At 69.1% G+C, this 12,836-nt stretch carries 13 protein-coding genes; 8 read left to right on the forward strand and 5 right to left on the reverse strand.

The window, feature by feature from the left end:
* The first annotated feature begins 168 nt into the window (after positions 1–168).
* The 4 genes from ACOGXI_RS11255 to ACOGXI_RS11270 all read left to right on the forward strand — a co-directional run bounded on the left by ACOGXI_RS11255 (position 169) and on the right by ACOGXI_RS11270 (position 4,892).
* On the forward strand, positions 169–1,872 hold the full coding sequence (locus ACOGXI_RS11255) for a sodium:solute symporter family transporter (RefSeq protein ID WP_419938937.1): 1,704 nt from the start codon (positions 169–171) through the stop codon (positions 1,870–1,872).
* Between the two features lie 143 nt (positions 1,873–2,015).
* Positions 2,016–2,309, forward strand: coding sequence for a DUF4212 domain-containing protein (locus ACOGXI_RS11260; RefSeq protein WP_419938938.1), 294 nt, complete (start codon positions 2,016–2,018; stop codon positions 2,307–2,309).
* The gene (locus tag ACOGXI_RS11265) at positions 2,306–4,027 is read left to right on the forward strand and encodes a sodium:solute symporter family protein (protein WP_419938939.1); all 1,722 of its coding nucleotides are present in this window, start codon (positions 2,306–2,308) and stop codon (positions 4,025–4,027) included. The genes ACOGXI_RS11260 and ACOGXI_RS11265 overlap by 4 nt, the downstream gene beginning before the upstream one ends.
* A 4-nt stretch (positions 4,028–4,031) precedes the next feature.
* Positions 4,032–4,892: an oxalate:formate antiporter gene (locus ACOGXI_RS11270; protein ID WP_419938940.1), complete on the forward strand. Its 861-nt coding sequence runs from the start codon at positions 4,032–4,034 to the stop codon at positions 4,890–4,892.
* A gap of 26 nt (positions 4,893–4,918) precedes the next feature.
* Here the strand turns inward: ACOGXI_RS11270 and ACOGXI_RS11275 are convergent, their stop codons facing one another.
* Complete coding sequence (locus ACOGXI_RS11275) at positions 4,919–5,209, reverse strand: HigA family addiction module antitoxin (protein ID WP_419938941.1); 291 nt, start codon at positions 5,207–5,209, stop codon at positions 4,919–4,921.
* 12 nt (positions 5,210–5,221) lie between these two features.
* The gene (locus ACOGXI_RS11280) at positions 5,222–5,500 is read right to left on the reverse strand and encodes a type II toxin-antitoxin system RelE/ParE family toxin (protein ID WP_419938942.1); all 279 of its coding nucleotides are present in this window, start codon (positions 5,498–5,500) and stop codon (positions 5,222–5,224) included.
* Positions 5,501–5,636: 136 nt separating this feature from the next.
* Between ACOGXI_RS11280 and ACOGXI_RS11285 the strand changes: the two genes are divergently transcribed.
* The 4 genes from ACOGXI_RS11285 to ACOGXI_RS11300 all read left to right on the forward strand — a co-directional run bounded on the left by ACOGXI_RS11285 (position 5,637) and on the right by ACOGXI_RS11300 (position 9,952).
* Positions 5,637–6,764 carry an MBL fold metallo-hydrolase gene (locus ACOGXI_RS11285; RefSeq protein ID WP_419938943.1) on the forward strand — a complete coding sequence of 376 codons (1,128 nt, stop codon included), beginning with the start codon at positions 5,637–5,639 and terminating at the stop codon, positions 6,762–6,764.
* Positions 6,765–6,775: 11 nt separating this feature from the next.
* Entirely contained in the window at positions 6,776–7,915 is a 1,140-nt protein-coding gene (locus ACOGXI_RS11290; protein WP_419938944.1) for an NAD-dependent epimerase/dehydratase family protein, read from the forward strand.
* Between the two features lie 130 nt (positions 7,916–8,045).
* The gene (gene soxC / locus ACOGXI_RS11295; RefSeq protein ID WP_419938945.1) at positions 8,046–9,278 is read left to right on the forward strand and encodes a sulfite dehydrogenase; all 1,233 of its coding nucleotides are present in this window, start codon (positions 8,046–8,048) and stop codon (positions 9,276–9,278) included.
* A complete protein-coding gene (locus ACOGXI_RS11300) occupies positions 9,275–9,952 on the forward strand; it encodes a cytochrome c (protein ID WP_419938946.1) in 678 nt (225 codons plus the stop codon). Before soxC ends, ACOGXI_RS11300 begins: the two co-directional genes overlap by 4 nt.
* Before the next feature lie 11 nt (positions 9,953–9,963).
* Here ACOGXI_RS11300 and ACOGXI_RS11305 read toward each other — a convergent pair whose 3' ends face one another.
* From ACOGXI_RS11305 to ACOGXI_RS11315, 3 genes are read right to left on the reverse strand one after another with little or no spacing between them, the layout of a single operon-like run.
* Positions 9,964–10,251, reverse strand: coding sequence for a Fis family transcriptional regulator (locus ACOGXI_RS11305; RefSeq protein WP_419938947.1), 288 nt, complete (start codon positions 10,249–10,251; stop codon positions 9,964–9,966).
* Positions 10,252–10,259: 8 nt separating this feature from the next.
* Positions 10,260–11,141 carry a PPK2 family polyphosphate kinase gene (locus ACOGXI_RS11310; RefSeq protein WP_419938948.1) on the reverse strand — a complete coding sequence of 294 codons (882 nt, stop codon included), beginning with the start codon at positions 11,139–11,141 and terminating at the stop codon, positions 10,260–10,262.
* A 25-nt stretch (positions 11,142–11,166) separates the two neighbouring features.
* Complete coding sequence (locus ACOGXI_RS11315) at positions 11,167–12,801, reverse strand: tetratricopeptide repeat protein (protein ID WP_419938949.1); 1,635 nt, start codon at positions 12,799–12,801, stop codon at positions 11,167–11,169.
* Positions 12,802–12,836: the final 35 nt, after the last annotated feature.

Consider the following 12,836-nt stretch of genomic DNA (forward strand, 5'->3'; position numbering starts at 1 on the left):
CCGCCACCGGCCCTCCGCGGATCCATGTGTCCACGGAGGGCCGCCCGGCGGGTCAATCCGGCGGCCGCCGCCGTTGACGGTCGGCCGGGGCGTCGGCTACGGTGGCGCTCGCCCGGCTCGGTTGCGGCCCCTCATACGGCGACCTCATCGCGGGAGCGTCTCCAGACCTTGAGCGCCCTGGATTGGCTGATCGTCCTCGGACTGAACGGTGCGATCATCGCCTACGGGCTGCGCCGCGCACGCGGCACCTCCACGAGCGGCGAGTGGTTCCTGAGTTCGCGCGCGCTGCCGTGGTGGGCCGTCGGCCTGTCCCTCTTCGCGACCAACATGGACAACTCGGAGTTCGTGTCGGCCACGGGGACGATCGCGAGCGAGGGCCTGCATTTCCTCTCCGCGCACACGTTCGGCGGACTCATCGGGGTCACGATCGCGACCTTCGTGATCGTCCCCGCCATGTATCGCGCGGGGTTCTACACCAACTCCGAGTACCTCGAGCACCGCTTCGGTCCCGGGACCCGCGTGCTCGGCGCACTGATCCAGATCCAGTACCGGACCTCCGTGCTGGGACTCATGATCTGGGCCGTCCACCTGACCCTGGTCGGGGTCGGCGGGCTGAGACCGGGACTGTCCTGGGCGCTGATCGTGTCGCTCGTCGTCCTGTCGGGCGTCTACACGGCCGTGGGCGGGTTGCGGGCGGTCGTGGCGACGGACGTGCTGCAGAGCGTGCTCGTGATGGCGGGAGGTCTCGCGGTGTGCGTCGCCGTCTGGCAGGCCGTGGGCGGGTGGGACGCGATGGTCGCGCAACTGGAGAGCCTGGGGACGACGGCCGAGGGACTCGCGCCGGGACTCGCCGCCGCGGATCTGGCCCACGTGGGCGCCTTCCGGGGACGGGACGGGGCCACGTCGCCGGTCGTCATCTTCATCGCGTGGATTCTCATCTCCTCCGGCTGGTGGACCGTGAGCCACACGTCCACTCAGCGGATGATGGGCGCGCGCTCGCTGTGGGACATGAAGATGGCGGGGGTGCTCGGCGCGGGCGTGAGCCTCGTCATCCTGCTGTTCACGGACATGCTCGGACTCTTCGGACGGGCGCAGTTTCCGGATTTCGCCCGGCCCGACGAAATGTACCCGCACCTGATCTCCACCTATCTCGGGATCGGCGCCAAGGGGCTCGTCGTGGCCGGGGTCGTGAGCGCCGCGGTGAGCACCTTCGACTCGATGGGGTCGTCGATGTCGGCCGTCTTCACGCGCGACATCTACGCACGCTTCATCTCGCGGGACCGCGACGACGCCCACTACCTCCGCGCGGGACGTATCGCGACCGTCGCGATCCTGGTGCTGGGGTTCGCCTACCTGCCGCTGATCCTGCGCGCGCCGACGATGCTCGCCGCCTTCCGCTCGGTCACATCGGTGTTCGTCACGCCGCTCCTCATCGTGTACCTGGTCGGCGCCGTGACGCGCACGAACCGGCGAGTGGGAATGGCCGGCCTGGCGACGGGCGGGCTGTACGGGGTCGTCGGTTTCGTGGACCGCGAGGTGGTCGACGTCTCGTGGCTGCCCTCCTGGCTGACCGGACAGTGGGAGGCCTTCGTGTGGGCGGTCGCGTTCACGGCCGCCGGCTGCGCCCTCGCGGCGCTCCACCCGCGCTGGCGCAGGACGACCGGTGTCGTGGCGAGCGGCGGCGAAGCGTCGCCCCCCGGTGATGCGTCGTCCCCCGGCGCCGGCGGCTGGCTGGCGAAGAGTTCGGGCGAACTCGGTCCGATCCGGCTCCACCCTTTCAGGGAGCGCGTCCCCTTGCTGGCCAGCCCGGCGCTCTACACGGGAGTTCTTCTGGCGATTTCAGCGTGGCTCGTCTTCGGCGTCTTCTGGTGACCGCGCTCGTGGCGCGCGGGGTGACAGCGGGGTGACACTGGCGCGCCGCCCACCCGGACCACAGCCTTGGGCGACGCCGAAGTGAAGTCGGCGGCAATCCGTGGCAGATCCGGCGCAATTCGGACCCGCACGCTGGGAGACCCATGAATCAACGCGCAGCAGACCGCGACCACCTGGCGTACTGGCGCCGCAACCTCCGTTACCTGGGGGGCCTTCTCGCGATCTGGGCTCTGGTGTCCTTCGGCGCGGGCATCCTGTTCGCCGGCGCGCTCGACACGATCCGGATCCCCGGGACGGGCTTCCCCCTCGGGTTCTGGTTCGCGCAGCAGGGCTCCATCTACGTCTTCGTCGTCCTCATCTTCGTCTACGTCTTCCTCATGAACCGGCTCGACCGGGAGTTCGACGTCGACGAGCGTGACGACGAGGCTGCGGCATGACCGTTCTCCAGTGGACGGCGACGCTCGTCGGGATTTCGTTCGCGCTCTACATCGGGATCGCGATCTGGTCGCGGGCCCATTCCACGAGCGAGTTCTACGTGGCCGGCAAGGGGGTCCATCCCCTGGCCAACGGGATGGCGACGGCGGCGGACTGGATGTCGGCCGCCTCCTTCATCTCCATGGCCGGGATCATCTCCTTCCTGGGATACGACGGATCGGTCTACCTAATGGGCTGGACCGGCGGATACGTGCTCCTGGCGCTGCTGCTCGCCCCGTATCTGCGGAAGTTCGGAGCCTTCACCGTCCCGGACTTCGTCGGCGACCGCTACTACTCGCAGACGGCCCGGGTCGTGGCCGTCATCTGCGCGATCTTCGTCTCCTTCACCTACGTGGCGGGTCAGATGCGCGGCGTGGGGATCGTGTTCAGCCGCTTCCTCGAGATCGATGTGATGTGGGGCGTGATCATCGGGATGGGGATCGTGTTCTTCTACGCGGTGCTCGGGGGGATGAAGGGGATCACCTACACGCAGGTCGCGCAGTACTGCGTGCTGATTTTCGCCTACACGGTGCCGGCGATCTTCCTGTCGATGATGATCACGGGGATCCCGATTCCCCAGATCGGGTTCGGGGCGGCGGAACAGGAGACCGGGACGTTCCTGCTCGACCGCCTGAACGGCCTGCACGAGGAACTGGGCTTTGCCGCCTACACGGACGGGACGAAATCGACGCTCGACGTGCTGGCGATCACGGCCGCGCTCATGGTGGGGACGGCGGGGCTCCCGCACGTGATCATCCGCTTCTACACGGTGCCGCGGGTGCGCGACGCGCGGATCAGCGTGGGCTGGGCGCTCGTGTTCATCGCCCTCCTGTACACGGCGGCGCCGGCGGTGGCGGTGTTCGCGAGGACGAACCTGCTCAACACGGTGACGGACCAGCCGTACGCGGAGATGCCGGAGTGGTTCACGAAGTGGGAGGCGACGGGGTTGATCTCGTACGAGGACCACAACGCGGATGGGTTGATCCAGTACGTGGGGGCCGACGCGGTGGACGCCGCGGGCGCGCCCGTGCAGAACGAACTCACGATCGACCGCGACATCATGGTGCTGGCGAACCCGGAGATCGCCCGGCTCCCGAACTGGGTGGTGGGACTGGTGGCGGCGGGCGGGCTGGCGGCCGCGCTCTCCACGGCGGCCGGACTCCTGCTCGTGCTCTCGGCGGCGGTCAGCCACGACCTGCTCAAGCGCAACTGGTGGCCGGAAATCAGCGAGCGGGGCGAACTCATCGCAGCGCGGTTCAGCGCCGGGCTCGCCGTGCTCGTCGCGGGCTACCTGGGGATCAACCCGCCGGGCTTCGTGGCGGAGGTGGTCGCGTTCGCGTTCGGGCTCGCGGCGTCGTCGTTCTTCCCCGTCATCATCCTCGGGATCTTCTCCAAGCGGCTCAATCGCGAAGGGGCGATCGCCGGCATGCTGTGCGGGATCACGTTCACCGCCGCCTATATCGTCTACTTCAAGTTCGTGAACCCGGGCGCCAACGTGGCGGAGAACTGGTGGTTCGGGATCTCGCCGGAGGGGATCGGCGCGGTCGGCATGACGGTGAACTTCGTCGTGGCGAGCGTCGTGTCGCGCTTCACGCCGCCGCCGCCGCCGGAGGCGCAGAGGCTGGTCGAGCGGATCCGGCTGCCCCGGGGGGCGGGCGAGGCGCACGAGATCAGCGGCTGACGCGATGCCGGGACGGGACGAGAGTCCGGGGTTCGGGGGCCGCCTGCGGTCGCTGCCGACCCGGCACCGGACGTTCATCGAGCGCGCGCTGGCTGCGGTCCCCGGGGTCGACGGCGTCGTCGGCCTGGCGGCGGGCGGTTCGTTCATCGCAGGCGAGATCGACGAGTTCTCGGACCTCGACCTCGTGCTGGCGGTGGAACCGGAGGCCTGGCCCGGGATCCTCGGCCGTCGGCAGGCGATCGCCGCCGCACTAGGTCCCTCGTTTCTGGCCGGCTTCACGGGGGAGCACGTCGGAGAGCCACGCCTGCTCGTGTGCCTCTACGGCCCTCCGCTCCTGCACGTGGACCTCAAGTTCGTGTCGCTCGACGACGTGCACGAACGGGTCGAGGATCCGGTCATTCTGTGGGAACGCGACGACCGGCTGAGCGCTGCTTTCGCCCGCGCGGAAGCCCGCTATCCGAGCGCGGATCCGGCCTGGATCGAGGCGCGCTTCTGGATCTGGACGCACTATCTCGCGGACAAGATTGAGCGGGGAGAGATCTTCGAGGCGCTGGACGGACTGACGTTGCTGCGGTCGGCGGCGCTGGCGCCGCTCGCGTTCATGCGGGCGGACGCGCAAGCCACCGGGGTGCGGCGGGTCGAGGATCGGCTCCCCGCCTTCGCGACCGATCTACAGCGAACGGTTGGAGGTGTCGACGCTGCGGCGTGTGCGGCCGCGCTCGAGGCCGCGATCGAACTCTACACCGAGTTGCGGGCGGCCGACGACCAGGGGAGCGACGGCGCAATGAGCGACGTGGAGCGCGAAGTCCGTAACTATGTAGCGGGCCTGCGCGACCGGCTGCAGTTACGCGATCGAGATGCGTAAGATGTCTGGTTCGCCTGGATCGAGCATCAAGTGGGGGTCGGTATCCGCTCGACGTGGATACCGCCGGCCCTTCTCATGGCCTGGGCAAGGTCATACGCAGACTGAAGGCGATACCAGGTCTCGGCTCCGCCTCCAAACGCCTTGTGCAGGCGGATCGCCATTTCGGGAGAGATGCCGGAACGGCCGTTGACGAGTGCGGAAAGCTGCTTTCGGCTGACACCCAGCCTCCGCGCCGCCTCCGTCACGGTGAGCCCCAGCGGCTCCAGACAATCGTGGCGCACGGAAAGGCCCGGATGCGGCGGGTCCTTCATCGACATGTCGCGAGCCTCCTAATGGTAGTCGATCAACTGCACATCCCGGACATCGCGCCCGTCAAAGCGGAAAACGACGCGCCAGTTGGCGGACACCGTCACCGCCCAATAGCCGGCTCGGTCGCCTTTCAGCGGGTGGAGCCCGAAACCCGGCAAGTTCATGTCCGCCGGCTTAGCCGCCACATCCAAGCGGGCGAGTACCCGCTCAACCTTGGCGACCAGATCCGGGGGGACCCGCCTCCGGTCTCCCCTCTCGAACAAACGTTTGAGGCCTCGGTGGCGAAAGCCATGGATCATCGCATGAGAACTGTAACGTGTTACGGGACAGGTTGCAAACGCCTCACGGCCACCTGGCTCATCTCGTTGAGCGGCGACCGGCTCACGTGGTATGATCGAAGGGAACCATCAACCTGCGATCAACAGGAGGCGGTCGGTGCGGAGCAGACGTGTGATGCGGAGCAGGCTTTCCGGGAGAGGGTACGGCAGGAGCGCCGTTCAGGTCGGGATCCTCGCGGCGGCGTGGACCTGTGCCGGGTGCGCTCCGGCGGATCCCGGGAGCGGCGGCGGGGCGGGCTCCGAGACGGGCGGTCCGCCGCCGTCCGAAGCCGTCCACTTCGAATTCACGGAGGTGGTGCCCGGCGTCTACCACGCGCGCGGCGCGAGCGATCTCGTCGTGGGGTCGAACGCCGGCGTGGTCGTGAACGAAGCGGACGTGCTGCTCGTCGATTCCCACATCTCCCCGGCGGCGGCGAACGCGCTCGTCGAGGACCTGCGCTCGATCACCGACAGACCCGTGCGCTACGCCGCGAACACGCACTGGCACTTCGACCACGCGCACGGCAACCAGGTGTATCCGCCCGAGGTCGAGATCATCAGCCACGAAGCGACTCGGGCAGCGATCGCGGAGGGACGCTCGAACTCGGGCCGGTCGTATGAACTCTTCGTGGGGTCGATTCCCGGCCGGATCGCGCAGATGGAGGCGACGCTGGACACGCTGACCGACGAGGCCGCGCGCGCGGAACTCGAGGCCACGCTCGAAGGGCAGCGGACCTACTACGCGCAACTGCAGGAGGTTGTCCCGACGCCCCCCAACACGACGCTTTCGGAGCGGCTCACGCTCCATCGCGGCGGTCGCGAGATCCAGTTCCACTTCTTCGGCCGCGCGCACACGGAAGGCGACGTCATCGTCTACCTGCCCGATGACCGCGTGATCATCACCGGGGACATGCTCACCGGCGGCCTTCCCTACATGGGCGACGGCTACGTGAACGAATGGATCGAGACGCTGGACCGGGTGAAGGCGCTCGACTTCGACTGGATCATCCCGGGCCACGGCGCGCCGTACCGGGAGCGCGAGCGGATCGACCACCTGCAGGCCTACCTGCGGGACCTGTGGGACCAGTCCGTCGCGCTCCACGGCGAGGGCGTGAGCCCCGAGGACGCCGCGGACCGCATCGATCTCACCGCGCACGCCGGCAATTTCGACGGCATCACCGGCCCCGGCGCGAATCCCGTCGCCGTGCTGCGGATCTTCGAGTTGCTCGACGGCGCCACGAACTGAGAGGAGTCACGATGTCCACCGATTCGAACCGGCGCGATTTTCTGAAGGTCACGGCTGCGGCGGGCGCCGCCCTCGGACTCGGCGTCCCCGTCGGGGCGTGCTCGGGCCCCGCGGCCACGCCCCAGGCTTTGGGCAGCGGCGGGAAGCTGCTCATCCTGGGCGGGACCGGGTTCATCGGCCCCTACCAGGTGCGGTCGGCGCTCGCGCAGGGGTTGGAGGTGACGATCTTCAACCGCGGCAACCGCCCCGGGATGTTCGAGGGGGTGGAGGAACTCGTCGGGGACCGGAACGGGGACTTCGAGTCGCTGCGCGGCCGGACGTGGGACGTCGTCATCGACAACTCCACGGCCCGCCCCGACTGGGTGACGAGCATCGGAGAGTTCCTGCGCGACGCGGTCGAGTACTTCTACTACGTCTCCTCGCGCTCGGCGTACGCGAGCCACTCCACGGTGCCGATGACGGCCGAGGTCCCGTCGTACACCTACGAGACGGCCGGCCTGGACCGCGCGACCGCCGACATCACGGATCTGCCCTACGGCCTCGCCAAGGCGGAGTCCGAGCGCGAGGCGATGCGGATCTTCCCCGACCGCTACGGCATCTTCCGCCCGGGCCTCATCATCGGACCCGACGACCCCACGGACCGGTTCACGTACTGGCCGGTGCGGATCCACCGAGGCGGCGAGGTACTGTCTCCCGGCGACGGGACCGACCCGGTGCAGATCATCGACGTGCGCGATCTCGGCGACTTCATGGCGCTGTCCTCGGACCAGGGACACACGGGCATCTTCAACCTCGTGGGCCCCGCGACGCCCCGGCCGATGGCGGAACTCCTGTACGGGATCCGCGCCGTCACGATGGCCGAAACGACGTTCACCTGGGTGCCGCGCGAGTTCCTCGCCGAGCGCGGCGTGCGGCCCTACGCCGAGATGCCGGTGTGGCGGCCTCCGACTCCGGGATCGGAGGGGTTCGCGCGCTTCGATCTCTCCAACGAAGTCGCGCACGGGCTGACGTTCCGCTCGCTGGCGGATACGACGCAGGCGACGCTGGACTTCCACTTCTCCCGCACGCCCGAGCGCCAGGCGGAGATGCGGCCGGGACTCTCCGCGGAGCGGGAGGCGGAGATCCTGCAGGAGTGGCACGCCTCGCGCTGACGGCAGGGCTGTCCGGGGCCGCTCTTGCTGCCCGTCGTGAAGGCGGCAACTGTGGTCAGCGCACACACGCGGGATGACGCGGGGGACCGGGGCGGGAAGCGGGTACGAGACCGACGGAAACGGAGGCGACGTGAACGACCGCGAAGAAGGTTCGGGACTCACCCGGCGGGCCCTGATCGCTGGAGCCGCCGCGGCGGCCGGGGGCGCGATCACGGCCGGCGCCACGCGCGGACTGGTCCAGGACGCGGCGGATCCGACGAAGGTTCCGGGCGCACGTCCCGTCCTGGTCGGCTCCCGTTCTCCCCACGAGACGCCGGAGAAGCTCCTGTCCGGTTCCATGGGCGGCTCCTCGCGCACGCCGCTCCAGGACCTGCACGGGATCATGACCCCGGCGGATCTTCACTTCGAACGCCACCACCACGGGATCCCGCAGATCGATCCGGCGAGCTACCGCCTCCTCATCCACGGCATGGTCGACCGTCCCACGCTGTTCACGCTCGACGACCTGAAGCGGTTCCCGCAGGTCTCGAAGCTCCTCTTCATCGAATGTTCGGGGAACGGCGGGGGCGCCTACGCCCCGTCGCCCAGCCCGCAGCACACGCCGCAGTCGGTCGACGGACTTCTGAGCACGAGCGAATGGTCCGGCGTCGCGCTCTCGACGCTGTTCGAGGAGGTGGGGGCGCAGGCGGAAGCGACGTGGTTCCTCGCCGAGGGCTCCGACGCGGCGGTGATGGGCCGCAGCATCCCGATGGAGAAGGCGTGGGACGACGCGATGATCGCCTACGCGCAGAACGGCGAGGCGATCCGGCCCGAGCAGGGCTACCCCGCGCGGGTGTTCCTGCCCGGATGGGAGGGCAACGCGAGCGTGAAGTGGGTCCGGCGCCTCGAACTCTCCGACCGCCCCGGGATGTTCCGCGATGAGACCTCGAAGTACACGGATCCGCTGCCGGACGGGACGGCGCGGCAGTTCTCGTTCGCGATGGACGCGAAGTCGATCATCACCTACCCCACCTACCCGCGGCGGCTGGCGGAGCCCGGGTTCGTGGAGATCTCCGGTTACGCCTGGACCGGCCGGGGCCTCATCGAGCGCGTCGAGGTGAGCACGGACGGCGGCGACTCGTGGCACGACGCGGTGCTCCAGGCACCCGTGCTGCCCAAGTGCACGACGCGGTTCCGCCACGGCTGGGAGTGGGACGGCGGCCCGGCGCATTTGTTGAGCCGCGCGACCGACGAAACGGGCTACACGCAGCCGGTCCGGCAGCAGGTTCTCGACGCGCGCGGGCCCGGCACGCGCTATCACTCCAACGCGATCCGCGGGTGGCGCGTGGCGGGGGACGGCGCCATCACCTTCGCGCCGGTATGAGCCGCGCCAGGGTGGTCTCGCGGCTGCTGACGCTGACGGTCCTTATGCCCATGCTGGCGGCCTGCGGCGCGGATGAGGGCGGTCGGACGACCGAGTCCGGCGCCAGCGCCATGACGGTAACCACCGCCTCCGGCGGCGATCCGCAGACCTCGCAGGCTTCGGGGCGGGCGGGCGCGGCCCAGCCCGTGTACGGCTTCGGGACGCCCGCGACGGAATCGCAGATCGCCGCGTGGGACATCGACATCGGTCCCGATGGGGCGGGCCTGCCGCCCGGACAGGGCACCGTCGCGGAGGGACTCGAAGTCTGGGTGAGGCACCGCTGCATCCTCTGCCACGGCCCCACCGGGCGCGAGGGACCGAACGACGTGCTCACCGGCCGCATCCCGGGCGACGAGTTCCCGTTCGCGAACGACCGCAGTCTGCGCTCCACCGTCGGCAACTACTGGCCCTACGCGACGACGCTGTTCGACTACACGCGCCGCGCCATGCCCTTCGACCTGCCGGGCACGATGACGGACGAAGAGGTCTACGCGGTGGTCGGGGCCATGCTCTACTTCAACGACCTGCTGCCGGCGGACGCCATCGTCGATTCGGCCACCGTGGTCGACACCCACATGCCGGCCCGCAACCGCTTCGTCCCCGACAACCGAACCGGCGGTCCCGAGATCCGCTGATTCGCGGGAAGCTACACGAGTTCGATTCTGAGCCGCCGGCCGAGCGCTTCGGCGGCCCCTATCAGCGTGGCGAGTTGTATCCGATCGTTGCCCGGATCCAGGACCCGGTCCAGCTGGCTGCGGCTCGTGTTCATCTTCCTCGCCATCGCGTTCTTGCTCAAGCGTTCCGTCGCCATGGCTTCCTTCAATTGCCACGCGATGACGCGCTTGACGGCCGCGGCCGTAGTCTTCCCCAGCGTTCCCTGTTCCCTGAGATAGTCCTCGAACGACGAACCGACGCGGCCTCTTTCTTCAACCATGAACCATCCTACAGTTCTGTGGCGAGGTGGGCGCGGTAGTCCTGGAGTTCGGCGCGTTCCTCTTCGGGCAGCTCCGGGTGGGTGAGGTCGAGGGTGGCGAGTTGATCGCGCACGAGTTGGGCGACGAGCAGCCGCATCCAGGGCTTCGAGTCGGCCGGGATCGCGTACCACGGCGCCCACGGGCGGGCGGTCGCGTTGATCGCGTCCTCGTAGGCGGCCATGTAATCGTCCCAATGCCGCCGCTCCTCGATATCGGCGCGGCTGAACTTCCAGTTCTTGTCGGGGCGATCGATGCGGCGGAGGAAGCGGCGCGCCTGTTCCTCCTTCGAGATGTTGAGCCAGAACTTCAGGATCACGGTCCCGTTGCGGGCCAGGTGCGCCTCGTGATCCCGGATCGACTGGTAGCGCTCCTCGCAGCGTTCCATGATCGGGAGCCGGCGCGGCAGCTTCTGCCGCTCGAGGTAATCGGGGTGGACCCGCACGATGAGCACTTCCTCGTAGTAGCTGCGGTTGAAGATCCCGATCCGGCCCTTCTCCGGGAGCCGGCGCGTCGTGCGCCACAGGAAGTCGTGCCTCGCCTCCTCGTTGGACGGCGCCTCGAAGGCGTTGATCCGGAAGCCCGCCGGGTTCACGCCCGTCATGACCGCCCGCAGCGTCGAATCCTTGCCGGCCGCGTCCATCGCCTGGAAGACGAGCAGCACCGCGTAGTGCCGGTGCGCGTGGAGACGCCGCTGGAGCCGCGAGATCTCGCGGACGGTCCGTTTCAGTTCCTTCTTGATCGCGGCGTCGGACGGCGCGTCCGGCGGCGGCGCGGCCATCGCCAGGGCGATGTCGAAGTCGCCGTCGTAGCTGATCCTGAGCGGACTCTCGGGCGGCGAGAAGTCGATCATGCGAGGCGCCTCGACCCGGCGCATCTCAAAACCTCGAGCTGCGCAGCCAGGTGTCGGCTCGGACCCAGTAGCGATCGAACTCCCGGCGCGCCTCCTGCGCCTGCGCCGTCTTCTCCTGCGCCTCGAGCGCCTGCATGAGGCCGAACCAGGCCCAGCCCTGATTGGGCAGATCTTCGAGCGCGTCGCGGTACACCCGCTCCGCCTCCGCCACCCGGTCGTTGTCGAGCAGGATGGCGCCGAGCGTGTGGCGCACCGGCATGTGCCACGCTCGGGGTTCGGAGTAGATCAGGCCGTCTTCCTTCTCGATCCCGTGCCTGAGCGCCGTCACGGCTTCGTCCGCCTTCCCCTCCGCGTTCAGGATCTCTCCGGCGAGGATCGAGCGCGGCAGCGCGACGACGTCCGAGAGCGGGCTGTAGCGGAAGGTGGCGGAAGGATCGGCGTCCTCGAGCACCCCGTCGATCTCCTCGAGGTGGTCCCGCGCGACGTCGACATGCCCCATGCGGAGGTAGGCCAGGCCGCGCGAGAAGCTCCACGCCACGAGTTCCATGGGCTCGTCCGATTTCGGGCCGCTGCCCGCCAGAATCTCGCTCCAGCGGCCGAACGCCGCGTAGGTGAGCGGGATGTAGGCCGCCCACGGGCCGCGGTGTCCCGCCAGATCCTTCGCCGCCTGGATCGCGACGGCGCTCTGCCCGTCCATCACGGCGGCGTTGAGCAGCATGTGCAGGTTGTGCGACGGATAGACGCCGGGAGGACCGCCGTGCTCCGCCTTCTGGTCCGCGTGCCACGCCTGCTGGTTGCCGCGCACCGCGTCGCCCCAGCGGCCGATGTTCATGTAGATGTGCGTCGGCATGTGGTGGATGTGGCTCACCGCGATCTGGCTGCCGAGGTGGTCCGAACACGCCTCGGCCAGGCCCGGCTCCTGCGACGCCTCCACGAGGTGGATGTAGAGGTGACAGGCGCCGGGGTGACGGATGTCGCGGGCCAGGACGGTTTCGAGGATGGGACGGATCTTCTTCACGTCGTCCGCCTTGAGGTCGACATCGCCGCGGCGGGGCCGCAGCAGCATCCACGACTCGGCCTGCAGCGTGAGCACGTCCAGATCGTCCGGGAAGCGCGCCGCGACCTTGTCCATCTCGCGCGCGTACAGCGTGTCGAGCATGCGGCGGCGGGAGCGCTCCGGGTCGGCCTCGAAGCGCAGGTCGAAGGCGTCGATCAGCGCCCGCTCGACCTCGGTTGCGCTCGACCTGTGCTCCTTCGCCTTCTGCATGGCGGCGTGGGCGGAGCGTTCATTCCCGGGCGACATGCCGCCGTTCAGGTACGGCGCCAGCGACCAAGCTTCGCCCCAGTAGCACGAGGCGCACTCCGGGTCCTCGGCCTGTGAGGCGCGGAACGACTCCTCGGCGATCGAGGTCCCGAAGGCGTACATGAAGAGGAGGCCCTCGTCGAAGTAGGCCTGCGCCTTCTCCGAGTGCGTGGTGACCGGGCGATTGTGCGGCCCCAGGTTCCCGTACAGCGGCGTCGAGTTGCCGTCGCCGTTGCCCGCCTGCGCCGCGCCCGCCATGGAGGCGCCCGCCATCCGCGGAGCGTCACGCCCCGCGCTGCTACACCCGGCCACCAGCACCGCCAGGCCCACCGCCAACATCAGATTACATCGCCGCATCGAGCTTCCTCCTCTTGTGCGCCGCCCGTGGCCGG

Origin of the sequence: Candidatus Palauibacter sp. (genome assembly GCF_965208055.1) — a bacterium.
In the GTDB taxonomy this organism is placed as follows: Bacteria; Gemmatimonadota; Gemmatimonadetes; order Palauibacterales; family Palauibacteraceae; genus Palauibacter.

What these genes read in the sequence shown, in the direction of transcription:
- ACOGXI_RS11270 (WP_419938940.1), top strand. Translation starts at nt 4,032, where the DNA reads ATGCCGGGACGGGACGAGAGTCCGGGGTTCGGGGGCCGCCTGCGGTCG.
- ACOGXI_RS11275 (WP_419938941.1), bottom strand. Translation starts at nt 5,209, where the DNA reads ATGTCGATGAAGGACCCGCCGCATCCGGGCCTTTCCGTGCGCCACGAT.
- ACOGXI_RS11290 (WP_419938944.1), top strand. Translation starts at nt 6,776, where the DNA reads ATGTCCACCGATTCGAACCGGCGCGATTTTCTGAAGGTCACGGCTGCG.
- ACOGXI_RS11310 (WP_419938948.1), bottom strand. Translation starts at nt 11,141, where the DNA reads ATGATCGACTTCTCGCCGCCCGAGAGTCCGCTCAGGATCAGCTACGAC.
- ACOGXI_RS11265 (WP_419938939.1), top strand. Translation starts at nt 2,306, where the DNA reads ATGACCGTTCTCCAGTGGACGGCGACGCTCGTCGGGATTTCGTTCGCG.
- ACOGXI_RS11315 (WP_419938949.1), bottom strand. Translation starts at nt 12,801, where the DNA reads ATGCGGCGATGTAATCTGATGTTGGCGGTGGGCCTGGCGGTGCTGGTG.
- ACOGXI_RS11305 (WP_419938947.1), bottom strand. Translation starts at nt 10,251, where the DNA reads ATGGTTGAAGAAAGAGGCCGCGTCGGTTCGTCGTTCGAGGACTATCTC.
- ACOGXI_RS11260 (WP_419938938.1), top strand. Translation starts at nt 2,016, where the DNA reads ATGAATCAACGCGCAGCAGACCGCGACCACCTGGCGTACTGGCGCCGC.
- ACOGXI_RS11300 (WP_419938946.1), top strand. Translation starts at nt 9,275, where the DNA reads ATGAGCCGCGCCAGGGTGGTCTCGCGGCTGCTGACGCTGACGGTCCTT.
- ACOGXI_RS11280 (WP_419938942.1), bottom strand. Translation starts at nt 5,500, where the DNA reads ATGATCCATGGCTTTCGCCACCGAGGCCTCAAACGTTTGTTCGAGAGG.